This window comes from Arthrobacter sp. NtRootA1, from assembly GCF_019976975.1.
Lineage (GTDB): Bacteria > Actinomycetota > Actinomycetes > Actinomycetales > Micrococcaceae > Arthrobacter > Arthrobacter aromaticivorans.
In genome coordinates, this window is record NZ_AP024630.1 from 2558541 (window position 1) to 2583117 (window position 24577).

Annotated in this window: 23 protein-coding genes; 20 read left to right on the top strand and 3 right to left on the bottom strand. The window is 60.5% G+C overall.

Translation table 11 applies throughout. From position 1 onward, the window contains the following. Position 1: 1 nt before the first annotated feature. The gene (locus tag LDN90_RS11435; RefSeq protein ID WP_223949144.1) at positions 2 to 1573 is read right to left on the bottom strand and encodes an ATP-dependent DNA ligase; all 1572 of its coding nucleotides are present in this window, start codon (positions 1571 to 1573) and stop codon (positions 2 to 4) included. A gap of 177 nt (positions 1574 to 1750) precedes the next feature. Here LDN90_RS11435 and LDN90_RS11440 point away from each other — a divergent pair, with 177 nt between their 5' ends. The 7 genes from LDN90_RS11440 (at position 1751) to LDN90_RS11470 (ending at position 10229) form a co-directional block, all read left to right on the top strand. Continuing rightward, a complete protein-coding gene (locus tag LDN90_RS11440; RefSeq protein ID WP_216923654.1) occupies positions 1751 to 2068 on the top strand; it encodes a DUF6457 domain-containing protein in 318 nt (105 codons plus the stop codon). A gap of 549 nt (positions 2069 to 2617) precedes the next feature. Further along, the gene (locus tag LDN90_RS11445; RefSeq protein ID WP_216923655.1) at positions 2618 to 3973 is read left to right on the top strand and encodes an MFS transporter; all 1356 of its coding nucleotides are present in this window, start codon (positions 2618 to 2620) and stop codon (positions 3971 to 3973) included. A gap of 196 nt (positions 3974 to 4169) precedes the next feature. Next, positions 4170 to 5021, top strand: coding sequence for a TauD/TfdA family dioxygenase (locus tag LDN90_RS11450; RefSeq protein ID WP_223949145.1), 852 nt, complete (start codon positions 4170 to 4172; stop codon positions 5019 to 5021). 226 nt (positions 5022 to 5247) lie between these two features. Next, complete coding sequence (locus tag LDN90_RS11455; RefSeq protein WP_223949146.1) at positions 5248 to 6114, top strand: FAD binding domain-containing protein; 867 nt, start codon at positions 5248 to 5250, stop codon at positions 6112 to 6114. A 7-nt stretch (positions 6115 to 6121) separates the two neighbouring features. Further along, positions 6122 to 6664 (top strand): (2Fe-2S)-binding protein, encoded by a 543-nt coding sequence (locus LDN90_RS11460; protein ID WP_223949147.1) that lies wholly within the window; start codon positions 6122 to 6124, stop codon positions 6662 to 6664. Continuing rightward, positions 6661 to 8991 carry a xanthine dehydrogenase family protein molybdopterin-binding subunit gene (locus LDN90_RS11465; protein WP_223949148.1) on the top strand — a complete coding sequence of 777 codons (2331 nt, stop codon included), beginning with the start codon at positions 6661 to 6663 and terminating at the stop codon, positions 8989 to 8991. The genes LDN90_RS11460 and LDN90_RS11465 overlap by 4 nt, the downstream gene beginning before the upstream one ends. A 17-nt stretch (positions 8992 to 9008) precedes the next feature. Next, entirely contained in the window at positions 9009 to 10229 is a 1221-nt protein-coding gene (locus LDN90_RS11470; protein WP_223949149.1) for an XdhC family protein, read from the top strand. A 141-nt stretch (positions 10230 to 10370) separates the two neighbouring features. On the opposite strand, the gene LDN90_RS11475 is transcribed toward LDN90_RS11470, so the two are convergent. Continuing rightward, positions 10371 to 11654: an MFS transporter gene (locus LDN90_RS11475; protein WP_223949150.1), complete on the bottom strand. Its 1284-nt coding sequence runs from the start codon at positions 11652 to 11654 to the stop codon at positions 10371 to 10373. Positions 11655 to 12058: 404 nt separating this feature from the next. Here LDN90_RS11475 and LDN90_RS11480 point away from each other — a divergent pair, with 404 nt between their 5' ends. The 12 genes from LDN90_RS11480 (at position 12059) to LDN90_RS11535 (ending at position 23175) form a co-directional block, all read left to right on the top strand. After that, positions 12059 to 13621, top strand: coding sequence for an aldehyde dehydrogenase (locus tag LDN90_RS11480; protein ID WP_346347009.1), 1563 nt, complete (start codon positions 12059 to 12061; stop codon positions 13619 to 13621). 44 nt (positions 13622 to 13665) lie between these two features. After that, positions 13666 to 14013: a RidA family protein gene (locus LDN90_RS11485; protein WP_223949151.1), complete on the top strand. Its 348-nt coding sequence runs from the start codon at positions 13666 to 13668 to the stop codon at positions 14011 to 14013. Between the two features lie 3 nt (positions 14014 to 14016). Then, complete coding sequence (locus LDN90_RS11490; RefSeq protein ID WP_223949152.1) at positions 14017 to 15051, top strand: PDR/VanB family oxidoreductase; 1035 nt, start codon at positions 14017 to 14019, stop codon at positions 15049 to 15051. A gap of 26 nt (positions 15052 to 15077) precedes the next feature. Continuing rightward, the gene (locus LDN90_RS11495) at positions 15078 to 16073 is read left to right on the top strand and encodes a VOC family protein (protein ID WP_346347008.1); all 996 of its coding nucleotides are present in this window, start codon (positions 15078 to 15080) and stop codon (positions 16071 to 16073) included. Then, positions 16057 to 16872 (top strand): alpha/beta hydrolase, encoded by an 816-nt coding sequence (locus tag LDN90_RS11500; protein ID WP_223949154.1) that lies wholly within the window; start codon positions 16057 to 16059, stop codon positions 16870 to 16872. Before LDN90_RS11495 ends, LDN90_RS11500 begins: the two co-directional genes overlap by 17 nt. After that, positions 16869 to 17612 carry an SDR family oxidoreductase gene (locus LDN90_RS11505; RefSeq protein ID WP_223949155.1) on the top strand — a complete coding sequence of 248 codons (744 nt, stop codon included), beginning with the start codon at positions 16869 to 16871 and terminating at the stop codon, positions 17610 to 17612. Before LDN90_RS11500 ends, LDN90_RS11505 begins: the two co-directional genes overlap by 4 nt. A gap of 84 nt (positions 17613 to 17696) precedes the next feature. Further along, complete coding sequence (locus tag LDN90_RS11510; protein ID WP_216923669.1) at positions 17697 to 18485, top strand: SDR family oxidoreductase; 789 nt, start codon at positions 17697 to 17699, stop codon at positions 18483 to 18485. 97 nt (positions 18486 to 18582) lie between these two features. After that, positions 18583 to 20229 carry a thiamine pyrophosphate-binding protein gene (locus tag LDN90_RS11515; protein WP_223949156.1) on the top strand — a complete coding sequence of 549 codons (1647 nt, stop codon included), beginning with the start codon at positions 18583 to 18585 and terminating at the stop codon, positions 20227 to 20229. Between the two features lie 15 nt (positions 20230 to 20244). Continuing rightward, positions 20245 to 20868, top strand: a complete 624-nt coding sequence (locus LDN90_RS11520) for an alpha/beta hydrolase (protein ID WP_223949157.1) — start codon at positions 20245 to 20247, stop codon at positions 20866 to 20868. Further along, on the top strand, positions 20861 to 21079 hold the full coding sequence (locus LDN90_RS11525) for a recombinase-like helix-turn-helix domain-containing protein (protein ID WP_223949158.1): 219 nt from the start codon (positions 20861 to 20863) through the stop codon (positions 21077 to 21079). Before LDN90_RS11520 ends, LDN90_RS11525 begins: the two co-directional genes overlap by 8 nt. 3 nt (positions 21080 to 21082) lie before the next feature. Further along, positions 21083 to 22171 carry a Rieske 2Fe-2S domain-containing protein gene (locus LDN90_RS11530; protein ID WP_223949159.1) on the top strand — a complete coding sequence of 363 codons (1089 nt, stop codon included), beginning with the start codon at positions 21083 to 21085 and terminating at the stop codon, positions 22169 to 22171. Positions 22172 to 22374: 203 nt separating this feature from the next. Continuing rightward, positions 22375 to 23175, top strand: a complete 801-nt coding sequence (locus LDN90_RS11535) for an aspartate dehydrogenase domain-containing protein (RefSeq protein WP_216923674.1) — start codon at positions 22375 to 22377, stop codon at positions 23173 to 23175. Between the two features lie 86 nt (positions 23176 to 23261). Here the strand turns inward: LDN90_RS11535 and LDN90_RS11540 are convergent, their stop codons facing one another. Then, entirely contained in the window at positions 23262 to 23807 is a 546-nt protein-coding gene (locus tag LDN90_RS11540) for a MarR family transcriptional regulator (protein ID WP_223949160.1), read from the bottom strand. 192 nt (positions 23808 to 23999) lie between these two features. Between LDN90_RS11540 and LDN90_RS11545 the strand changes: the two genes are divergently transcribed. Next, the gene (locus tag LDN90_RS11545; RefSeq protein ID WP_223949161.1) at positions 24000 to 24518 is read left to right on the top strand and encodes a cupin domain-containing protein; all 519 of its coding nucleotides are present in this window, start codon (positions 24000 to 24002) and stop codon (positions 24516 to 24518) included. Positions 24519 to 24577 lie beyond the last annotated feature (59 nt).

Sequence of the window (24577 nt, forward strand, 5' to 3'; positions counted from 1 at the left end):
GTCATTCCGAATCCGGCTCCGCTGGCGCGGGCGATACCTTTGTCCTGCCTGATGGACGGAGCAGAGCGCGCAACGTCTGGATGGTGTCAGCCTCCGCGGCAGTCTTGTCATCACGGTAGCGTTTGACGCGTGCGAACCGAAGGGCGATTCCGCCCGGATAGCGGGGGGATTGCTGAACGCCGTCGATGGCGATCTCGACGACGGTCACCGGCTCAGTCCACACCGTGCCCGCCGTACGCCGCACCTCCAACTCCTGGAACTTTTCAGTCTGCCACCGCAGCAGAGCGTCGGTGAGGCCTTTGAAGGTCTTGCCGACCATCACGTAACCGCCGGGTTCGCCGAACTCGCCAACAGGGTCCAGGGCTCCGAGATGCAGGTTCGACAACAGCCCGGCCCTCCGTCCTGACCCCCATTCGCATGCGAGCACCACCAGGTCGTAGGTGAGCACCGGCTTCACCTTGATCCAGTTCGAACCCCGCCGCCCTGCGGCGTAGGCCGAGCCCAGCGCCTTCACCACTACACCCTCATGGCCTGCATCCAGCGCATCGCGGGACACACTCTCGGCAACAGCCGCATCCGCAGTGATTTTCCCCGGGATGCGGTGACCGGGGGCGATCCGTTCGAGCACGTCGATGCGTGTGGCCAGCGGTTCGTCGAGGAGGTCGCGCCCGTCGACGTGCAGCACGTCGAAAAACCAGGGATGCAGCAGCGTGGTACGCGCCGCGTTCGCCCCGAACCGGGACATGGTCTCCTGGAACGGCCGGGGCCCACCGTCCTCGTCCAGAGCTAGGGTCTCGCCATCGAGGATCACATCGTGCACGGGCAGTCCGCGCACCACCTCCACCACCTCGGGCAGCCGATGGGTCACTTCGGCCAGGGTGCGGGTGTAGATGTGCACGTCGGCGCCGGCACGGTGCACCTGGATGCGAGCGCCGTCGAGCTTGTATTCCACGGACGCTTCCCCTGTCGCTTCCAGCGCCTCGCCGGTACCCGCCGCGGTTGCGGCGAGCATGGGCTGCACGGGACGTCCGACGACGAGGCCGACTGCGTCAAGCTGGGCTGCGGTGCCTGTGAGCGCCAGCAGTGCGGTCGCGCCCAGATCGCCGGAGAGCATCGCTGCGCGGCGTACGGCCTCGACCGGCCGACCGGCAGCTCGAGCTACCGCATCCGTCAGTACGCCCTCAAGAGCACCGGTACGAAGTTCGCCGAGCAGTACGCCGGCGATGAAGGCCTGCTCTCGTTCGGTGGCTTCGGTCATCAGCGACCGAAGGGTGGCGGCGCGCTCCACGCTCGAGCCAGCGCCACCGGCTGCCAGTAGCCGGTCCAACGCTGCGTCGAGGCGGGCGATAGTGAGATTTGGCTCCGGAGCGGGCTCGCCCTTGGCAGCCCTGATGCCGCTCCAGCCGATGCCGACTCGGCCCTGGCGAGGCTTGGCGGTGAGCAAGCCGATCGCCGTCGGGATGTCCGCGGGGTCGAGCCGGAGCAGCAGGTCTGCCAGTTCATTGATCTTGGCGACCCGCGAGCGGGTTGCCGCTACGGCTTCCGAGGTCTTCACCAGCTCATCGAGCAGCATGGCACCAGTCTGTCACGCCTGCTGTCCGTGGACAGCGATTAGGCCCCGTTCCAGAAACGGCTCGTGGGAATGATCAGGGCCAGCCAATTTGCCGTTAACCCACTGACTTGTGGGGGAATGCCTTGTATTCTCGTGGCACCACCTCCGACCACTCGAGAGTTTCGGCAAGGAGAAATCATGCCCAGCGACGACGAAGCACAGGTTCTGTCCCAATGGAGTGAGGAACTGGCGAGGGCGCTGCAAATCCTGGATCTCGACGTGGACCAGGAACTGGTCCTTGATCTGGCCAGGAAATCTGCGGACTCCGTGATCCATGCAGCAGCGCCGGTGACGGCTTTCATGGTCGGCTATGCCGCCGGCCTTGAAGCCGGGAAAGGAAGCCAGGGTTCGGACGTTTCACCTGCCGTGGCGACCAACAGGGCGGCAGACGTCGCCTTCAAGCTTTGTTCTGAGAGGGCGGAAGGAAAGGGCTCGGAGCCGACAAATCAGTCGTAAAGTCGAGGACTCCTCTTTCAGGTGCACCGCCGCGCCAAAGCTTCGATGACCGGTCTGAGCTGTTGAGTCGCGCTGACCCATGCCTGGGTCGATCGTCATACAGCCGGTCAGCACGGGACCTACGGCAACTGTCGCGAGCATGATGACCGGACGATAGCTGCGCATGGGTATCGCCATGTCCCGGGAATTTATAGGCAAGGCGTGCCCACGGGTGAAGTCTGTTTCCTCTTCGGCCGCCTCCTTCGGGTGAGCCTCCCGCGAAGTGAAAAGTCGGGCCGTCGGTGACTGTCCCAAATCCCATTCAGACTCCAAGGACAGCTGGGTCCATGCCCTGGGAAGGGCTTGGTGCTGGGGGTCCAACCAAGTTCCGTAAATCTAAAAATGAGATCTTGCACACATAACATCTCAGTCGTAAGATAATGACTACTGAAGTACTTCAGACCTCCAGATTGCAGCACTTTCCCAGAAAGCGGCGTGTCCCAAGAGCACCCGCTTCGCCAAGGTCGCGCACCGCGTGGCCCTTGTTTGCCAATTGCCGGGAGGCACAATATGAAAGTTCCGGTCGCCCAACAAGCGGGCGCTGGTTCGCCGAAAAAGGTCGCTATTGCGAGCATGATCGGCACAACCATCGAATGGTACGACTTCTTCATTTACAGCACCGCCGCTGTGCTTGTCTTCAATCATCATTTCTTCCCCGGTTTCGACCCCGCTACCGGAACCTTGCTTGCCTTCTCCACCTTCGCCGCAGGCTTCGTCGCCCGTCCCATCGGGGCAATCGTGTTCGGTCACTTCGGGGACAGATTGGGACGAAAGCCAATGATGGTCATCACGATCCTGATCATGGGCGTCGCCACTGTATCTATTGGGCTATTGCCGACGTATGCCGCGATCGGCGCCCTTGCACCTGTTCTGCTGGTGATCCTGCGATTGACGCAAGGATTCGCACTTGGCGGGGAATGGGGCGGTGCCGTACTCATGGCAACGGAACATTCGCCAGAGGGGCGGCGGGGATTCTTCAGTAGCTGGCCGCAGGCTGGGGTGGCTATTGGCCTGATCCTGGCTATGACTGTCTACCTGCCCCTGGATGCAATGGCAACGGACGAATTCATGGCCTGGGGATGGCGTCTTCCGTTCCTGCTCAGCTTGGTGCTTGTCATCACTGGATTGGTCATTCGAAAGCGGGTCGCCGAGAGTCCGGAGTTCGATCGTGTCAAGGAAGCGCACGCTGTGGTGCGCCTTCCCATCATCGAGGTTCTTCGCACGCATCCGAAGCAGGTGCTGCTGGTCGCAGGGGCTAGTCTCTCGCCGGGCATCTTCTTCTACCTGATCACCGTCTACAACTTTGTGTACACCCAAAACTCCGGGGGCTTGAGCGAAAGCTCCATGCTGATTTTGGTCATTGCCACTTCAGCGGTTGGATTCGTGGTGACTCCGATGGCGGGCGCACTCTCCGACAAATTCGGTCGCCAACGGATCTACCTTCTGGGGCTTGCGCTCATTAGTGTTGTGGCCTTCCCGCTTTACTGGGCGCTGGACGCGGGCATGTACGGCTTTATAGCCGTGGGATATGTCGCTGCAACAGTAGCCGTATACACCCCGTGGGCACTTCAGCCCGCATACTTCTCCGATGCCTTTGATGCGAGAGTCCGCTATAGCGGTCTTTCCCTGGCCACCACGCTGGGCAACCTCTTCGGCAGCGCCATCGCCCCCCTCGTCGCTGGAACATTACTCAGCGCAACGAACTCCTCTCTCTCCACTTCGCTGTATGTTTTCGTCGCCGGAGCCATATCGTTCGCGTGCGCCATTGTGCTCGGGCGGTCGAATCGGAGGAAAGCGCAGGCGGGCGGTATCAGGAACGAATCGGCCGGGGTTGACGGTCTCCCTACTCCAACCTTTTCAGAGTGATGTGCGGCTGCGAGTGCCGGTATCGGTGCAGAGCCATCGAGCTGAAGGCTGGTCCCGACCCGGACATCCCCAAGACCACGGAGTTCTCCACTTCGAACGCGAATCCGAATGGTTCGGCCAGTGGCCGGCCACAGGCCGGGGAATCCAATCCTGACAAACAAGCTCTAGATTTCTCGCTTACAAGAAAGGAATTACCATGACCAACGAACCTGAGTTCAAGACATTCACCCTGGAACGGGCAACACCTACCATCGGCGCCTTTATCCACGGACTGGATCTGCGCGAAGAGATCAGCCCGGAATGCCAGGACGAGCTGCGCAGCGCTTTCCTCAAGCACGAGGTACTGTTTCTCCGCGACCAGCAGATCGGCCCTGACGATCAGATTAGGTTCGCGAAGATTTTCGGTGACCCCCAGGAAGTCAGTGCCTTCTTTCCCTCGCTCCCTGGCAACCCCTTCATAGAGGTCCTGGAGTCTCGCGGGCGCGCCGCCGGAACCGACGTCTGGCATTCGGACTTGACCTGGCAGGGGAATCCTAATTCCGCTACCTGCCTCCATGCTCAGCAAATCCCACCCTGTGGCGGCGATACTCTCTGGGCCAGCATGACTGCCGCATATGACGCCCTGCCTGAAACAATGAAGGAGCTCATCGACGGCCTCGAAGCAGTGCATGACTGGGAAAAGGAGCTGACGGGTGTTGTCCGCCAGGGCGAGAATGGTGAAGCCCGTTATGAAGAAACCCGTCGGAAATTTCCGCCAATGACCCACCCTGTGGTGCGTAAGCATCCAGAAACCGGCCGCAAGCTTGTCTACGTGAACGAGTTGTTCACCACCCGCATTTCGGGGGTCCCCACTCAACTGGGCGACTCGCTTCGAACCATGCTCACCGGCCTGGCCAAGACCCCGGAATACCAGGTCCGATTCCGCTGGGAGCCAAACTCCGTTGTCATTTGGGACAACCGGTCTACACAGCACTACGCAGTTGGTGACTACCACCCGCACTACAGGCTAATGCACCGGGTAACTCTCAAGGGAGATCGCCCGGCCTAGCGCCTTCGACGCTGGGCGGCCCCTGTTTGAGGGCCGCCCAGCATCCTTCCGGTGTTCCATCACGTCAACGCACGTTCAGGTGGGAGCCAGCCATTGCTGAATACTCACGAGTATTCAGACAATTGGTCTTGATCTAAACTGCACATTTTCAGTAGGGAAGAGTGGCTGGCATTGGCCGCCGTGTCGCGGGCAGCCCTCTCCAGCCAAAGCGAAGGAAGTCGGACCATTGCGTGGCCAAAAGTTAGGGGCAGGGCTGATAGCCCAGAACCAGTCAGCCCTGCCGCCGTTCATCCTGTACCGTCCAACATCGCTGCCCGAGGCCGTGGACCTCAATGAACAGCATCCGGAGGCCGTGATGGCCGCGGGTTGTTCAGACCTTGTAGCGCAAATTCGCGAGGGATACGAGCCCGAGGTTGTGATTTCCTTACAACACGTCAATGAATTGCGCTCCATTTCCCACGAAGACGGAGTCTTAAGTATTGGCTCCATGGTGACTCACCATGCTGGCAGCACCAGTCCCGACATTCGTGCGTTCATGCCCGCTCTGGCTACGGCCTGGGGATCGATTGCGACCGTACGAATCCGCTATCGCGGTACGCTCGGCGGCAACCTTATGGCGCGGCGATTCCGGTACGAACTTCCGGTCATCCTCTCAGCCCTGAATGGGCAAATGCATTTTCAGGCCAGCGACGTCACCACCCTGCCCGTGTCTTCCCTTTGGGACCGGGACGCCAGGAGTCCAGGCATTCTCACCGGGGTGACTGTCGAGACCGGCTCTTTGCTGTGGTACGGCTACGAGCGCTCCATGCGCCCCGTGAGTACTGTGGCTCTCGCTGTGCGCAGGCAGGCAGGTGCCGGCATTACCGTTACAGCCGTCTGCGGCAGCGAATACCGACAACCTTTCGTTCTTTCACACACTGCGGCCGCAACTGCCATCAGCGATTTGGACCCGGTGGCAGTGGGCGCCGTCCTGGCCTCGCAGCTTCCGGACGCAGCTGGCGACTTCACCGGAACAGCCGAATATCGCCGCCATCTGGTGGGCGTACTCTCCAGCCGACTTCTTGCCCGCGCCGCCGGCTACCAGCAGAAATGAGGACCGGGTGACTCCCGACGCACAAGATTCCCCATCAGTCGGGGATGAAAAGCTCACTGTGGATCTTGAATTTGACCTGAACGGAAGCCCGGAAAGGCACAGCGTTCCGACCAGCACGACGGTCCTGGACCTGCTTCGAAACAACTGCGGTAAACGGGGCGTCCGCGGTTCATGTGAGCGCAGTGTTTGCGGCGCCTGCACGGTGCTCATTGATGACGTTCCTGTGGCTGCCTGCTCCACGTTTGCCTTCGAAATCGATGGCACCCGTGTTGAAACGGTGGAGGGTTTGGCTGCCAAAGACGGTACCTTGAGCGCTCAGCAGCAGGCGTTCAGGGAGTGCGGGGGCTTTCAATGTGGCTTCTGTACGTCCGGCATGCTGATGATGACAACCGCCTTGCTACGGGAAAATCCAGAGCCAGACCGGGAGGAAATCCGGGAATGGATTAGTTCGAACACGTGCCGCTGCACGGGTTACGAGATGATTCTGGAATCCGTGGAACGTGCCGCCCAACTGGGGCGTACCCCGCAGGCGAATGGGGAGCCCCAGTGACAAAAACTCCCAGCCCCTTCACAGCCGCGCAGGATGCGCCGATCGTCGGCCGCAACCTCCCTCGGCTCGACGCCACCGCAAAAGTCACGGGCCGCGCCGTTTACACCGTGGATATCGACAGGCCCGGAATGCTGCACGCCAAGGTGCTGCGCAGTCCCTATGCCCATGCCAGGGTCCTAAGTATCGACGCCGAAGCCGCCCGACGCTTGGAAGGAGTCACCGCTGTTCTAACCCGCGACGAAATCAAGGGCCTGAACTGCTATGGCACTTACGTCAAAGATCAGCCAATCGTAGCCACTGATTTAGTCCGTTACGTTGGTGACGTTGTGGCCGCTGTGGCGGCCATAGATGAGCACACCGCTTTTGCGGCATTGGATTTGATCACCGTCGAATACGAACAGCTCGAAGCCGTCTTCGACCCGGAAGCAGCGTTGGACCCCTCCGCTCCCTTGATTTTCCCCGCAGAACCTTTCGCAGCGTTTCCCGAATACGGGGATGGTGCCTCAGGGAATGCCCGGAGCGCGCACAATGTGAGCTACGAATTCCGATATCAGACGGGCCCTGAAGACGCGTGGGACGAATGCGACCACGTCTTCGAGGACACCTTCGCATTTTCCCGCATGAACCACATGCATCTTGAGCCGTTTGTAACCGTCGCCGAGGCAACGGCGGACGAAATAGAAGTGTGGACTTCCACGCAAAGTCCGTTCCCAATGCGCAAAGAACTGGCCTACGTCTTTGGGTTGCCGGAAAACCGGATCCGGGTCAATGTCCCGCTTCTGGGTGGCGCCTTCGGGGCTAAGAACGGACCAAAGACCGAAACCATAGCCATCCGACTCTCACAGCTTTCGGCCGGCCGGCCGGTTCGCTACTGCATGACCACTGAGGAAGTTTTCCTGACACTGAGCCAGCATGATGCCGTTCTCACAGTGAAATCCGGGCTCAAGGCTGATGGGGAGTTTGTCGCGCGCCAGTCACGGGTTCTGTTAAATGGTGGCGCCTACGCCGATGCCAGCCCGCTTGTTGCCGAAAAGGCCGGATACCGGATGCCCGGAGCCTACCGATGGAAACGCATCGATTCGGTCTGCCAGGCCGTAATCACCAACACCGTGCCAGCCGGCGCCTTCCGCGGCTTCGGTGCGACCCAAGCGACTTGGGCAAGTGAGCGTCAGGTGGACCTCATCGCAGAACGGCTGGGATTGGATCCCTTTGATCTTCGGCTGAAGAACATGAAGGACCTTGGCGAGGACTTCGTTCCCGGGGAAACCCCTATCGATTCAGACTTAAAACACGGGCTGAACCTTGTGGCGGACGCTATTGGGTATCGTGACCGTAATCGTTCCGGTAACCGGGGCATGGGTGTTGCAATCGGCCTGAAAGACGGTGGCGGTGTCAATAAGCCCGCCCAGGCCCGCGTGAAGGTGACTACGAGCGGGGATGTCTTTCTCAACTGTGCCCTTATCGAAATGGGCCAGGGTGGGCACTCAGCCCTCTGCCAGATTGTCGCGGAGGTGCTTGCCTGTGACCCGCAACGGGTCAAGTTTGCTCGGGTTGACACTGACTCCAACCCTTTTGATCAGGGAACCAATGCGTCCTCAGGCATCGCAGTCATGGGTCGGGCCGTCCTTCAAGCCGCCGAACGTGTGAGGTCCGCTGTGCTGGATTTCGCGGCCGAACATCTGGAACTTGAGCGCGAATCGATAAGCCTGGCGAACTGGCAAGTGATTGACGCTGAAGGCAGTTCCTATGAACTTGCGCCCCTGATCATGAATGGTTTTGGCGGAACGGGCTTCGAGTTCACCGGCGATGGCTTCTACAAGGCCCGTTCGTCGCGGCGGGCACCGTTGGAGGCCCCCTGTATTTTCTGGGAGATTGGCTGGGCAGCTGCCGAAGTGGCCGTTGATCCGGAAACCGGCAAGGTGGAACTGCTTCAGCTAGTGGTAAGCGGCGACGCTGGCAAGGTTGTCAACAAGCTCGGTTGCCGCGGTCAGGATGAGGGAGCCGCAGTCTTCGGACTGGCGCAGGCGCTCTTCGAGGAACTTCGCTATGACAACGGCGAACTGCTTAATGCGGAGGCCCTTCTCTATCGTGTGCCTCTGGCGGAAGACATCCCGCGCCGATTTTGGTCCATAACCCAGGAGCAGGGCCATGGCGCTGGTCCTTTCGGAGCAAAAGGGATGGGCGAAGGAGGCATGCTGCCGATTGCTCCCGCGATTGCCCAAGCGATTGCCGACGCCACCGGGGCTCAGTTAACTTCGTTACCCATGACCCCACAACGCGTCTACAACGCCATCCGTGATGCGCAAGCGACCAAGGGGCGGGGCTGACGAGGATGCGCGAGGTCATGGAGGTACTGGAACAGGCGTCGCGACGCGGCCGGAGGGTCGCACTGGCGACAGTGGTGCGCACTGAAGGCTCCGCGCCCCGGGTGGTTGGAACGTCAATGGTGGTAAGTGACGATGGAGCACTCTTCGGCTCCGTTTCCGGCGGTTGCGTAGAGGCAAGCGTGCTCGAAGCCGCGCGTGATGTCCTGGCCACCGGAAAACCAGAGCTGCACCGCTTTGGCATCTCTGACGATGACAGTTTCGCCATAGGACTGACTTGTGGCGGTACCATCGAGATTTTCATCCAACCATTCACGCCGGATTCGTGCCCTCATTATGCTGCCCTGCGGCTGGCACTTCGGGAGAATCTACCGTGCGCCATGGTAACCATCTTCGACGGACCTCCTGAGCTTGTAGGCAACTCGGAACTGGTGCTTGAAGGCGGAGAATTCAGAGAGCTGTTCGGCGCAGGAGAACTTCCGCCCGATCTAGTCAGCGCGGCTGCGGTCGCCATCCAGGATGCTATGGCCTCCGGAATAACGATGCCATTCACTCTCCCGGCGGTGGTTGGTGCAGGATTGCCGTTGTCGTTGCTGATCGATGTCTACCGCCCGCCGCGCAGGTTGCTGATCGTCGGTGCCATCGATTTCTCCGCTTCGCTGGCGGAGCTTGGGGCATTTCTTGGATTTCGCGTCACTGTCTGCGACGCACGGGCCGTTTTCGCGACAGCCGAGCGAATCCCTGCTGCCCACGAAATCGTCGTTGATCAGCCAGGGCGCTACCTTCGGCGGGAAATTGCACTGGGAAGGATCGCACGGGACTCCGCGATATGCGTTCTGACCCATGATGCCAAGTTCGACGTTCCGGTCCTTGATGAAGCGCTCAGGCACGGCTTTGCTTATATCGGTGCAATGGGATCCCGCCGAACGGCACGTGATCGCCGGGACAGGCTAATCCTTGCGGGCCACACAGAGGAGACTCTGGCGCCGCTCCGTTCGCCAATCGGTTTAGACCTTTCCGCTGCTACCTCGGCAGAAACGGCGGTCTCCATCATGGCGGAGATTATCGCAAGTAAGAACCGGGCGTCTGGCTTACCTCTCAGCCAAACCAACCAGCCAATACACAAAGGTGCTCCGACTCTTGACGGAGAGTACCAATCGCAACCGGACGGCCCAGCGGAACCTGACGCTCGGCCGACTGCCTGGCTGAGTGTCCTGGGTGCGGACGGCATGTGTCCTTGAATAACACTGCCTGCAACAGTGAAGGAACCCGGGCATGGAGGACGTGACTGCACCTAAGCAGTCCAAGGTCGGCGAGCCCTTCCGACGACGCCGGCCACTGCCCTTGGCTCGGTGAGAGGGGCAGTGGCCGGGCAGCTAGCGCTAGGTCCGAGGCGGCGTGGGGAGAGACATTTTTGTCGAAGGTGCTGACATTTGCGTCCGGGATTTTGCAGCTGTAATCCGCCCTAGAGCCAGCACCAACACCAAGGCGATGATCACGGGCACGCACACAGAGAGAACGATGATGCTCGTATCCACGCCGAGTCCGATGAGGACGCCGCCGAAGATAGGTCCGATCACCGATCCGAGTCGGCCCAGTGAAGCCGCCCAGCCGACGCCGGCAGTCACTGTTGCTTCCGGGTACAGCGACACTGCCACCGCGGCTTGGCCGATCATGCCCGCCTGAAGGCCGAGGCCAACGCCGCCGAAGACCAGCAGCAGCAGTGCTTTGTCCGGGCCCAGGAATGCAGAGATAACAAGGAACACGATCGCCGCTGCCGAGGTTCCGGCCAGGACTGACGTCATCCGGTATCGACGCGATCCGAGAATGAGAAGACAGGCACCGATGATGCTTCCAATCCCCAGTGCCGCGGACCCCAGCGGTGCCAGGCCCGTGCTGAAGCCGTAGCTGGTGAGCAGGGTAGGCAACCATGATGAGAACACGTAGTAGACGGCAAAGATAAGGAACGAAAAGGCCCACAGGAGAAGCGTTCTGCTTCGTACGGACGCATCGAAAAGGCGCGCTACGGAAGCGTGGTGCTTGGCCTCAGCAGCGTCGATGGGCATTCCCGGGACTTGGCGGTTGGACAGCCCGAACCAAAGGAACGGCAGAAGAACAGCTGACGCGATAGCGCCGATAATGAACACCCATTCCCATCCGAGGGATCCCACGATACTGCTACCGGACAACCCTGCGATAAGGGCTCCGAGCGAGATGCCCGTCATCACGGCCACTGCAATCGACTGACGCAAACGAACAGGATTGACAGCGGTTGCATGCGACACGGCGGCTGGCAGCACGGCACCCAGTCCCAGGCCGGTCACGAAACGCAGGATCGTCAGTTCAACAATCGAAGTCGACCATGCTGTCAACAGCGAACCGACGGTGAACACCACGACCGCTGCGAAAATGACGTTTCGCGTTCCCAGCCTGGCCACAAGGCGCCCGACCGCGAGATACCCCAAGGCCACTCCAGCGCTGGTTAGTGATAAGGCAGGGGTGAAGCTCGAGGGTGCAACAGCCCAATCCTTGGCTATCGCCGGTATTGATACGCCCAACGCGACCGTGTCGTAGCCGTCGAGCACTACAGCGGCGCATGCGAGACAGAGTACCCACCAATGCGTTCTGGTCTCTTCCTGCTTCTTGGGTTCACTCATCGTCTCCATCGAACATCCTTAGGTTGTGAGGGCTTCGAATTCAGTCCTGATACGGGGGCACGCCACCGTCATTTGCGGCTTGCCGGCCCAGGCCTCGGACGAGGCGTACGCGTCGTCGGCGAGGTTCATGCTGCTTCTTCATTGACCGCAGGTCGTGGGCTGGCTCGCCGTTGGCCGCGCTTTCGTGCGGTGACCGAGTGCCTGAATGTGGTGAAGATCATGGCACAGCGTTAGTTCTATCTCCTTAGCACTTAAAGGTCAAGCCCTGAGTGCCTTGACACAAAGTATCTTAGTACTGATATTATTTTGGCATGACCTAGTTCACATTCCAGGTCGCTCCCACGACCTCGGGGCAAGCCGCTCGTCACGCCGACGGCAACCTGAGTGACTATAAAGATTGGTGGACCGTGAGCATGACAACACAGGCCGATGCGGACAATTTGCTCCTGCCCGTAGGGGCGGATTCCGAGGGTTTCGCCTCCTCCCACGCCTTTGCCGTGGGCGTGGACACGCTCGATGAGATCTGTGTCGGTGGGGTCTGGGCCCAAGGCGCTGGTGCGCTGATCGAGTCAGTCAATCCGGCAACCTCTGAGGTCTTCGCGACACTGCATGGTGCCACCGTTGAGGATGTAGACGTGGCGGTCGCCGCCGGACTGGCGGCCATAGAAGAGTCTGGCTGGGCACGTAAACTACCGCACGAACGCGCCGCTGTTCTGTATAGGATTGGCGCCACAATCGAAGCCAATGCCGACCGCATCGCGACTCTTCAGACCCAGGACACCGGTAAGACCCTGAAGGAAACACGTGCTTTGGCGATGAGCGCTGCTGCCACCTTCCGATTCACCGCGTCAGCCCTTGAAACGATGGAGGACACGCTAACCCCGCCGCGGGGTGACTATCTGAGCATCTCCACATACGAACCTATCGGCGTGGTGGCTGCGATAACGCCATGGAATTCACCGATTGCCAGCGACGCGCAAAAGGTTGCCCCGGCACTTGCCGCCGGGAACGCCGTCGTGATCAAACCGCCGGTCTGGGCTCCGTGGGTGTCACTGCTGCTGGCGAGGATCTGTAACGAGGCAGGATTGCCTGCGGGTCTGCTATCGGTGCTCCCGGGCCCGGGACGGACTGTGGGGGATGCGCTGGCACGCCACAGGGATGTCGGCAAGGTCTCCTTCACCGGTGGCACCTCGACGGGCCGGCAGTTGGGTCGCATCGCGGCCGATAAAATCATGCCGATCACGCTGGAACTTGGAGGAAAATCTCCAACCATCGTTTTTTCGGATGCGGACCTCGATCAAGCCGTTGCCGGTGTGCTGTACGGGATCTTTTCCTCCAGCGGCCAGAGCTGCATCGCCGGATCCCGGGTATTTATCCAGCGCGACATCTATGACGCAGTCCTGGCACGCCTGGTCGAAGGGGCAAAAGCGCTGCGGTTGGGTCCGGGAACCGACGCCGGAACTCAGGTTGCACCGCTTGTTGCCCACGCCCATAGAGACTCCGTCGAAAAGATGGTTGACGACGCACGCAGGGCCGGTGCAGACATCCTGTGTGGCGGAGCACGGCCGCTAGAGCTGGAACTGCAGCAGGGCGCGTACTACCTACCCACCATCATTGCCGGTGTCGCCAACTCAGACCTGATCTGCCAGGAGGAGATCTTCGGTCCAGTGGCCGTCGTTCTTCCCTTTGAGGACGAAGCCGATCTGCTTGCGCAAGCCAACGACAGCGTTTTTGGCCTGGCTTGCGGCATCTGGACGGCGGACTACCGGCGGGCTTGGCGCGTTGCGCGTGCCGTTGCTGCCGGAACTGTCTGGATCAACACGTACAAACAGTTCAGCATTGCCACCCCTTTTAGCGGGATCAAGGAAAGCGGACTCGGCACAGAAAAGGGTCGTGACGGTATCCGGTCCTACATGCGCCAAAAGAGTATCTATGTGGATCTTTCCGGTGCCCCGTTGCCATGGGCCAGCGCATGAAATCCCCGGCATATTCCAAACAAACTCCGATGAAAGGCAAGTCAGTGAGCGCTCATCCCTATAGTCCGGCATATCAGGCCGGAGGTTTCGGCTTTGTATCCGGGGCGTTGTCTGTTGACGAGAACTATATTCCCGTAAGTGGCCGAGCCGAGGCCATCGAGGCCGCCGCAACCAGGCTCGCCGAACGGTTGGCGACCATCGGCATGTCTATGCAGGACATCGTCAAGACCACGTACTTCGTCACGGACCTGACCTTGCGCGAAGAAGCGAACAGTCACTATGAGCAGTTCTTCAGCGCTCCCCGCCCGGCAAGGACCTTCGTGGAGGTTTCTGCTCTGCCGTACGGTGCCACGGTGGAAATCGAAGCCATCGCCCACCGAGGCCAGGAGTGAACCATGACTACCGTCACTTTGCACACACGGGGACCGGAAGAGTCACCCCAGCAGAATCCGATTACTGACCGGGCAGGGGAGGGGGAGCCCACCGCACGAACCCTAAGGGTCCAGCAAAAGACGTGGGAATCGGACGGGGTAACCAGCGTGACCTTCGCTGACCCGACCGGAGCGCAGCTGCCCCAATGGCAACCTGGTTCCCACCTGAGTCTTCACCTGCCCAATGGGCTCATACGCGAGTACTCGCTTTGCTCGGATCCACTGGACTCGAACAGCTGGACGGTAGCTGTGCTCCGGACCCCAGATTCACGCGGAGGCAGCCAACACGTCCATGAGGGTCTACCGGTGGGAGCACTCCTCAAGGTTGAAGGCCCGCGTAACAACTTCGCGCTCGAAGACGCCGGACGCTACGTGCTCGTCGCGGGCGGGATCGGCATCACCCCGATCATCTCCATGGCGCGCCAACTCCACGCAGCAGGCGCAGACTGGTCGCTGCTCTACACCGGCCGGTCCCGCGCCACGATGGCCTTTCTTCCCGAGATCGTGGCCCTGGCCCAGGACCGGATTACCATCCACGCCGACGACGAAGCCAACGGCCGCTACCCTGACTTGGCGGCCGCTGTAGGAGACCTGAGCACGGATGCGCTGGTCTATGCGTGCGGACCGGAACCGCTGCTGAAGGCTGTTGCCGGCGCCATGAAGGACGAAACGCAGCTTCGGATCGAGCGGTTCAAGGCACCAGAAAAAGTTGCCGTCCCGGCGCAGAGCGAGTCGGCGTTTGACGTGGTGTGCAACAGCACCGGCCAACGGATACCCGTGGCCCCAGATGTGTCTGTGCTTGATGCCCTCAATAACGCCGGTATCGACGTTCCCAGCTCCTGCGCGGAAGGAATCTGCGGAACCTGCGAAACACGCGTCATCAGCGGCGACGTGGAGCACCGTGATTTTCTCCTCAGCAAGGCTGAGCAGGCGGCGAATAAAAGCATGTTCGTGTGCGTTTCGCGTTGTCGTTCGGCCGAACTGGTCCTAGATCTCTAAATCCTCGAAATGTAAGAAGGTAGCTCATGAATTTCTTTGCAGCCGAGCCTGTCTGTAAGTTGCGATCTCTTCGGTCGGTGTCCTTGAAAGTACCCGAAACGGCGCGAGCCAAAGATTTCTACCACGAGGTCTGGGGCCTTTCCACCGTCGAGGAGGACAGCGATCGTTTCTGGCTCCGCGGAACTGGTTCGGAGCACCACATCCTGAAGTTGGAAAAGGGCCAGCAGAACGCCCTCGGTGGCGTGGCCTTCGCCCTCGCCACGCCCCAGGAAGTGGACCAAGCCGCGGTTAAGCTGGCCGCTTTAGGTATTCCCCTCTTCCGTGAACCGGGCCCATTGGATGATGCTGCAGGGGGATACGGGCTTCAGCTGGTGGACCCGGAGGGCAGGCTCATCGAGCTCTCCGCGGACGTTCATGCCGTCGTCAGCCAAGAACCCGGCGGGCGGCGTGCAATTCCGCGCAAGATTGCCCACGTCGTACTGAACACCGTTGACATTGACCGGGCTACAGCGTTCTACACCCAAGTCCTCGGCATGCGGGTCTCGGACTGGTCGGAGCATCAGATGTCCTTCCTGCGCTGCAATACAGAGCACCACGTCATCGCCTTCAATCAGGCCCCGTGGACGGCTGTCAACCACGTGGCCTACGAAATGCAGAGCATCGACCATTTCATGCGGGGCATTGGGTCCCTCAAGACCCACGGGATTGCCCCGCAGTGGGGCCCCGGCCGCCACGGCCCCGGCGACAACACCTTCTCCTACTTCACTGACCCCTCGGGCCTTGTTTGCGAGTACACCTCGGAAGTGGCACAGGTTGATGAAGACAGTTGGCTGTGCCGGACATGGAAGCGGACCCCTGAGTTGTCTGACCAGTGGGGGACTGCGGGGCCGCCAACTGTCAATGTTCGTACGGCCATGGCTGGAATCCCCGATGAAGGCTACCGCTCGCTGGTGGTTCCCGGCAGCTCCGATTACTTCACCGTTCCCTCGGCAAATGTCGCGAATCATGCTGCCAACCACTGACATAGCTTCTGACACCAGTAACCCGGGCAGCCGCATCTCCCTCCGCGGAGTATCGCTGGAAGTCCGCGGCAACGGGGATCCCGTCTTCCTGATGCACGGAATTGGGGGAAATGCCTCATCCTGTGGAGCCTTGGCGCACCTTCTCAGCAAGTCTGGCTACCGCACGTTTTGCTGGGATGCACCGGGCTACGGCGAATCCGCAGATCCACATGGTCCGGTGGACCATCCAGGCCTCGTCCTGCAGATTCTGGCGACTCTCGGTTTGGGGCCCGCCCACCTGATCGGGACCTCATGGGGCGGCGTCATTGCCACCCAAGCGGCGGCGCAGGCACCTGAAGCCGTCCGCTCTTTGGTTCTCGCGGACAGTACCCGCGGCTCAGCTGTCAGCGCGGATGCGGCCGAACGGATGCTGGCACGCGTCGCGGAACTGGTTGATCTTGGGCCGGCAGCATTTGCTGACAGGCGGGCTCCACGGTTGGTTTCGCCGTCGGCTGATGCTTCACAGGCTGCAGCCGTCAGGTCCGGGATGGCCGCGGTTCGATTGGCCGGATATTCGGCAGCGGCAGCCATGATGGCAGCCAGCGACACCACAGATCTGCTGCCGTCCTTGCAGGTCCCGTCATTCGTCCTGGTTGGTGAAGACGATGTGGTCACGGGCGTCGATGAGGCCAGGATTCTCGCTGAGTCCATCACGAACGCGTCGTTCGAAATCATTCCCGGTGCAGGTCATGCCGCCGTACAGGAAAAACCAGCAGCCATAGCGTCGTCGATTCTCGAGTTCTGGAAGGGGCTTTCATGACCCGGTTGATAGTTGTCACTGGCTCCGGCCGCGGATTGGGGTTCAACATCGCAGAGCGTCTGGCGGCAGCGGGTGATCGGGTGGTCATCGCCGAGAAGGACGCCGAACTCGCCGAGAAGGCCGTCACCACGCTGCAGGGGCGCGGATTTGATGCCACGGCCATCATTACCGACATCGCGGACAGGGAGTCTGTTACAAACTTGGCCACGGCCGTCGGGGAAATGGGCGGGGCAGATGGCCTGGTCAACAATGCCGCCCTCGCTGACGGGGTCGGTGGGGATACGTTCTGGGACCTTGATGAGGATTTCTTCCGCAGGGTCATGACAGTCAATGCCTTCGGTACGTGGCTGGTGAGCAAGTACCTCTATCCCCAGTTGGCACAAAAGGGATCGGGCGCCATCGTGAACGTCGCGTCGGATGCTGCACTCTACGGTTCTCCGCGCCTGGTCCACTACGTCGGCTCCAAAGGCGCTGTTCTTGCGATGACCCGGACCATGGCCCGGGATGCGGGGGCAGCCGGGGTCCGCGTGAATGCAGTCTCTCCGGGCCTGACCAGGGTTGAGGCAACTGAATCCGTTCCGTCCTCGCGCTACCGGCTTTATGAGCAGAACAGGGTGCTTGAGCGGGACCAGGTGCCCGAGGATGTCTCTGGCGTTGTTCAGTTCCTGCTCTCGGACGCCTCGGCGTTTATCACGGGTCAGAACGTCGTTGTGGACGGCGGCTTCGTCATGGGGCACTGAGGTGACTTCGCAGGCTTGAACTTCCCTTTTCCGAGAATTACCCACGATGCCGGGCGGCCGGCTACCAACCAAGGAGATCTACAGATGGACCTGCAGCTGAAGGACCGCACCGTTGTTGTGACGGGGGCGAGTTCCGGCGTCGGCTTGGCGGCCGCCCGCTACCTGCTCGCGGAGGGCGCGAGGGTAGCCGCGTGCGCCCGTGACGCCGGACGCCTGGCGGCGGCTTTCGAAGAGTTCGGCTGGGCCGACAAGAATTCCATCTACCTTGCCTCCTGTGATGTGACGGACCGCAAAGCCACCGATGCGTTCGTGGCAGGGACGCTGGAGAACTTTGGCACGGTTGATGGGCTGGTCTGCAACGCCGGCCGGTCCCTCATGGCCACCTTGGATGAGACGACGGATGATCAGTTCCGCGAGGAATTCGACCTGAAGATATTCGGCGTGCTGAACATCGTGCGATCGGCGCGTGCAGCACTTGCGGCGTCGGAACACGGCTCGGTGGTGAACGTCAATGCCATCCTGTCCCGACAGCCTGAGTTGCGCCTGGCAGCCACTTCCTCTGCACGTGCGGCGTTGTTGAACCTTAGCCACTCTTTGTCCGAGGATCTCGCCGGTGACGGTATCCGTGTCAACTCGGTGTTGCTTGGACTCATAGACACCGGCCAGTGGCGACGGCGGTTCGAGCAATCCGGAACCGATCTGGACTTCGCGGACTGGAGCGCCACGATCACCAAAGACCGGGGGATAAAACTGGGCCGCTTCGGCACAGCCGATGAGGTCGCTTTTCACATCCTCACCCTCTTATCGCCGCTCAGCGGCTATACGACGGGAGCCACCATCGATGTTGGCGGCGGAGTGGGCCGCTATGTCTAATCCGACTGCTTCTACTGAGAGGGCGCCTTGCTGGCCCGGCGGTCACCACCCTGATCAAAGAAAGAGATAAGACATGTCAATGGAAGCAGGAACAGATATGCCCCAGAATCCCACCGGTGGTGACATCCTCGTCCGGGTTATGCGCAGGCACGGAATTGACACCGCGTTCGGGGTGATCAGCATCCACAACCTTCCCCTAATCGAAGCCGTGGACCGGGAACTGAACTTTGTCGCAGTCCGCCATGAGGCCGCCGCAGTAAACGCTGCGGACGCCTACGCGCGTGCTTCAGGAAGGTTTGGGGTGGCTTTGACCAGCACCGGAACCGGCGCCGGCAATGCGGCCGGATCAATGGTGGAGGCCCTTACAGCCGGTAGCCGGGTTTTGCACATTACCGGCCAGATTGACAGTGAATACCTCGGCAGCAATCGCGGCGTGATCCATGAAGTCCCGAGGCAACTCCAGATGCTTCATGCAGTTTCCGGCTACGCGCGGACCATCTTCAACGCCAAGGATGCCGAAGCGGATCTTGAGGAAGCCATTGCCCACCTGCTTTCCGTCCCGCACACGCCGGCCAGCCTCGAATGGCCAATAGATCTGCAGTACCTGGCCCTCCCGGATGATCAGCGTCCCGCAGACATGGCTAGCCAGCCTAGTGCTGCCATCGATCAGGATGCTGTGACCGAAGCGGTCAAGCTGCTTTCCCAGGCCAAAAGGCCCCTCATCTGGGCAGGTGGCGGTGCAGCCGGTGCAGGGTCAGCCCTGACGGAGCTGGTTCACCGTCTGGGCGCCGGGCTGTTGACCAGCAACTCCGGCAGAGGCGTGGTGCCGGAGGACGATGACCACGTGCTCGGAAACTTCGCCACCACCCCTGAGGCTGCCGCACTCATTGCGGACTCGGACCTGCTGCTTAGTGTCGGAACACATTTCCGCTCCAACGAAACAAAGCACTACTCCATGACCTTGCCGCGGCCCCACATCCAGCTTGATATTGATCCTGCAGCGTTGGGCCGTGTCTATCCTGCGGACGTAGGACTGGCGGGGGATTCCCGTATCCTGCTCGAGGAGATTCTGGGGCAACTCACCGCCTCCAGCGTCGAGCCCGGCTGGACCGAACGCGTCCGTGCTACCCGCCGCAGCGTCCGTGATGCACTGACTGACTACATCGGCGGTTACGCCGAGATCTGCGAAAGTCTTCGCCGCAGGCTGGACCGTGAATCGGTGATCGCCCGCGACGTGACGATTCCTTCAAGCCAATGGGGCAACCGGCTGCTGGAAATCTACTCGCGGGAAACAAACATCTTCCCGCTTGGAGGCGGCATCGGTCAGGGTCTTGCCATGGGTATCGGGGCCGCCTGCGCCCGTCCCGGGATCCCGACGGCGGTGATCGTCGGCGACGGCGGACTGGCTGTCCATCTCGGTGAACTCGCCTCACTGGGCGGTTCCGCTGCCTGGTGCGTAGTCCTGGTCTTTAATGACAACGGCTACGGGGTTCTACGGAACATGCAGAAAGCCAACGGCTTCGCCGAAGCCGGCGTGAACCTTTATACACCGGACTTTGAAATGTTGGCTGGATCGCTGCAGCTGCCCTTCTGGCGGGTCGCCGGCCCAGGGCGGTTCGACCAAGCCCTGGCAGAGGCGTTGGCGGTCCGGGGACCGGCGGTCATCGAGATTGATGTCGCGGCGCTCCAGCCGGCGCCGGGAGCGTTTGTTCCGCCGGTGCATATCCCGAGCAGGAACCACTAGGGACGAGGAGGAAAAATGGCACCGAAAGAACCACTGATATTGGACAATCCCCAACCTTCCACAGAGCAACTCCGGCACCGCGTTGTTTGTCTCCATAAGGGCACCGGAGCCGGCGCGTGGTACACGTGGCAGGTTGCTGCCTACGATGCCCAAACCTGGGAAGACGGTGATGATCCTTTGCCCGGCTCCACCATGTCAGAAGGCCAGCTTAAGGAGTGGGTCTCAGCTGCGGCGGCAGCGCTGCGGGACGGCGGATCCGCCCCGGTGCACTTGATGGCTTCCGGCTCTGCGGCCTACGGCACGATCGTGCTTGCGGGCCGCTATCCCGAACTGGTCAAAAGCATGATTTTAGGTGACCCCGAGGTCGACACCTCCATCGACGGATATACCCTTGCGCTGCAGCTGGTTCAGGCCCCTTCGCTGGTTGTCGCTGCTGCTCCGCGGACAGACAGCGACATCGCCGGGCCGCAAAGCATCGCAGGCGGCATCGACAATGGCGTCTTCGTGATCATCGAAGATACCGCCGTCCCCGCACACCGGACAAAGTCCGATTCTTTCAACGAATGGGCAACATCATTTATGAACATCGCCGAAGGCCTGCACACCTTCGCCGATTCCAAGGAGGAATTCCATGCCTGAACAGTACCTGGAACCGAATCAGGCCCGTACAGTGCCTGCAACCCCGTATGAGAAGAAGCTCGCAGGAGCGCTCAGTGAGATCTTCGCCGGCGGCACACATGATCTACCTGGAGTAGTTGCGGGTTTGAATGGCCTCGGTCTGAATGCTCCGGATGGCAACGCGTGGGACATAGCCCGTTTCCGCGCCGAAATGCGACGACTGGGAGAATAGGCAATGACAACAACAACACAGACCGCACGCTCCACCGGCGGCAAGAGCACCACGAAAAGCGTCGTCGGGGTCCGCCACGAAGTCGATGCTAAGGAATTGGCGGCCATGGGCTTGCGGGACCGTTGGTACCCCATATATCCCTCCCGCTTCGTCAAGCCGGGGGACATGGTCAAGGTGAAGCGCCTCGGCGTGGATTGGCTACTGTTCCGCGACGCCACCGGCCGCATTCGCATGCTCGAGGACCGCTGCCCCCACCGCAGCGCCCCGCTCTCAGTCGGGCAGCACCTCGGAGACCGCGTGGCCTGCAAGTATCACGGAGTGCAAGTCGACGGAAACGGCACCGTCATCTCTGTACCCGGGATGCCCGGATGTGCCCTCGAAGGTCGAACGGTAACCACGTCCCTGGCAGTCGCGGAAGCGGCGGATACGATTTTCGCGTTCATGCCCCTGACGGCGGACTCCCAGATAACGGAGTTCAAGCTGCCGGACCGACTGGCCAATCCCGAAGTTTCCTGGTTCTCGAACTTCGCGGAATGGAAGGGGCCTTGGCGCTTCTACATGGACAACGTCCTTGATCCGATGCATGGCGCTTTCCTCCATCGCGACTCGCACTCAATGTTTGGTGGAGACACCAGCGCCCGCTTCCGCATCCGCGAAACTGAGCGTGGCTTTTTCTTTGAGAAGACGGACCAACGAGGCGTGAACTTCGACTGGGTGGAATACTGCCGCGAAGCGATGGATTACGTTGACCTGGAAATACCCTATGCCCAGTCTGCAGGACCTGGCGGGACATTCGGCATCGTCGGGATGTCTACGCCGATTGACGCAAATAACTCGGCTATTTTCCACTGGCGCACCCGCACCGTCTCCGACTGGGAGCGCGATGTCTGGCGGTTCATGTACAAGACCGTCCTTGAAGAAAAACACTGGGTTGTTCTGGAACAGGACCGCGAAGTGCTGGAAGCCCTCGCCGGCGACGCTGACAAAGATGAACACCTCTACCAGCACGATCTAGGTGTCGCTCGAATCCGGCGCGTCTACGAGGCCGATGCGGAAAAACAGGCAGCAATCCTAAGAGGGGAAAGCCTGTAACTGGATGACTCCGTGTTGCTGGCGGGCTTCCTGCCGGAAGCCCGCCAGACCGTTGCACGGTCGTCGCAAAGGGCGTGTGACAAATAATCAAGCTTCGCCTTCGGCTCGGCGGTTGACTAGCGTCGCCGTCGAGCTGGATGGCGGACCGGGGTGCAGCCTGACGAATGAAACCACCTACCTATTCTCAAGACTCTAAGGACACAATGAAGTCATCACGCACCTGCCGGGTCGGAGTAATCGGCTACGGCGCAATTGGAGTGCCCGTTGTTGCTGAAATTGCAGCTGGACGGGTACCGGGAGCTGCTCTGGAGGGGATCATTTCCCGCAGCCCCCTAAGTGGTGCTCCGGCGAAGCGGATGGACTTGACCGAAGCCTTGGAACGCTGCGACTTACTGGTTGAATGTGCAGGGCAGGAAGCGCTGGTTGAGTATGGCGAGGCTATCCTCCTGGCGGGCGTTGATCTGCTGGTCACGTCCATTGGTGCCCTGGCAGATGGAGAATTCTCTAAGCAGCTCGCCGCCGCAGGGCCGGGCCGGCTGTTCCTGACAGCTGGCGCAGTTGGCGGCCTTGACCTCTTGTCCTCGGGTGCCCGCGTGGAGGGCTATGACAGAGTCACGATTACGACGACGAAGTTGCCAGAGTCCCTTATCCAGCCTTGGATGAATGAGGCTTTGATTGAGGAGATCCACAGTGCCCGCGGACCACTGGACATCTATGAAGGACCTGCTGCTGAAGCCGCCCAGTTGTTCCCCAAGTCTATGAACGCCGGCGCAGCCGTTGCCATCGCTGTCAACGACTGGGACGTTGTGACAGTCAGGGTCAGGGCAGACCCCGCAGCGAAACTTACCAGCCACGTTATTGAAGCTTCCGGAACCCTTGGCGAATATCGATTTGAAATCCGCAACAAGCCATCCGAGGACAATCCCAGGACAAGCGGTGTAGTGCCGTTCGCTGTTCTGCGATCATTGGAGTCCGTCATCGGCGCCCAAGGTGGACTGATATGAGGGCACTAGTCACCGCTAACGAACCAGCCGGCGCCGTCAATGACTGAAGGACCAGCCAAGACATGATGCACCGGAGGCGGAATGCCTCAGGAGGCCTGGCCGGCTGCGTCCGTTGCCTTTGCATCAAATGCGACAACTGATGCCTCTGCCTTCTTGAGCAGCGCTGCCAGTTGGTCGAGTTCGGATTCCGTTAGACCGTTCAACATCTGACGTTGGTTGTCCAGATGCTTTCCGAATGCCTCGTCGATTACGGCCTTGCCATGAGCTGTCAGTTGGGCGTAGACAACACGCCGGTCTTCGCGGGTCCTAACCCTCTCAATCAGGTTCTGCTCTTCCATCCTGTCCAATCGGAAAGTGATCCCACCGGTCGTCAGCATGGAGGAGGTCGCCAGTTCTCCGGCAGTTTTCCTGTGAGGTGGCCCGGAGCGGCGCAAGTTGGCCAAGACATCAAAAGACGCCAATGTCAGCCCATTCTCATCAAAGTAGGAACTTTCAACAGCGCGGACCTGATTCGCCAGCCTCATGAGCCGCCCGAGGACGCCAATTGAACTCGGATCCAAGTCGGGCCGTTCGCGCTCCCAGTCCGCAACTATGCGGTCTATGGCGTCGGCATCTTTCGTGGTGTCTGACATGGCCCTCGTCCTTAGCTGTTAGTTAGTGCATCTTAACACTGAGCTTTTGGTCAATCAATTAACTGAGTCTCGTTTCACTCAGGGTCTTGTTACTTGATTTAGCTTCCCTTAGTATTGAGATGTTTAGAGCTAAGGGAATTCAACTCGCCTTTGCTATCAGTTGGTACATTGCCCCGTCCGAGAGGTTTAACAATGAGCGAAACCGTAAGTGCACCCAAGACAGATCTTGAAGAGCTCATCGATTCGTCTATCGCGGCCCGTGAGAGCAGGATCGTTGACTTTGACACTCTGAAGTTCCAGACCAAAATGGGAGACAAATTCCGGCGTGGCCAGGTCCGCTACATCGGCTCCGGAGCTACCGGGGACCACTCGGACGATAACAACATCCTCCAAGCCGAACACTTCACGTTCTCCAACATGGTTCTTCCGGCCGGGTGCGTTGGGCCGGAACATACTCACCCCGACGTCGAAGAAGTGTTCTTTGTTCTCGAGGGACGGGTGGAGTTCAGCGTTCACGATGTCCAGGACGGCACGAAGAAGGCCAGCCGTGTTCTGGGCTACCGGGATCTCATTCGTGTTCCTGCCGGCGTTCCCCGGAGCCTTCGCACGGTCAGCGAAGAAGATGCGCTGATCTGCGTAATCATCGGGGCAAAAAAGCCGGAGATCCCTTTTTACCCGCCGACTTCCGAAATGCACGGAGTAACCCGCTAGAACCGTTCTGCCGAGAAGCGCGCGTGTCAGCTGGGGAGTTGATACGCGCGCTTCTTGCT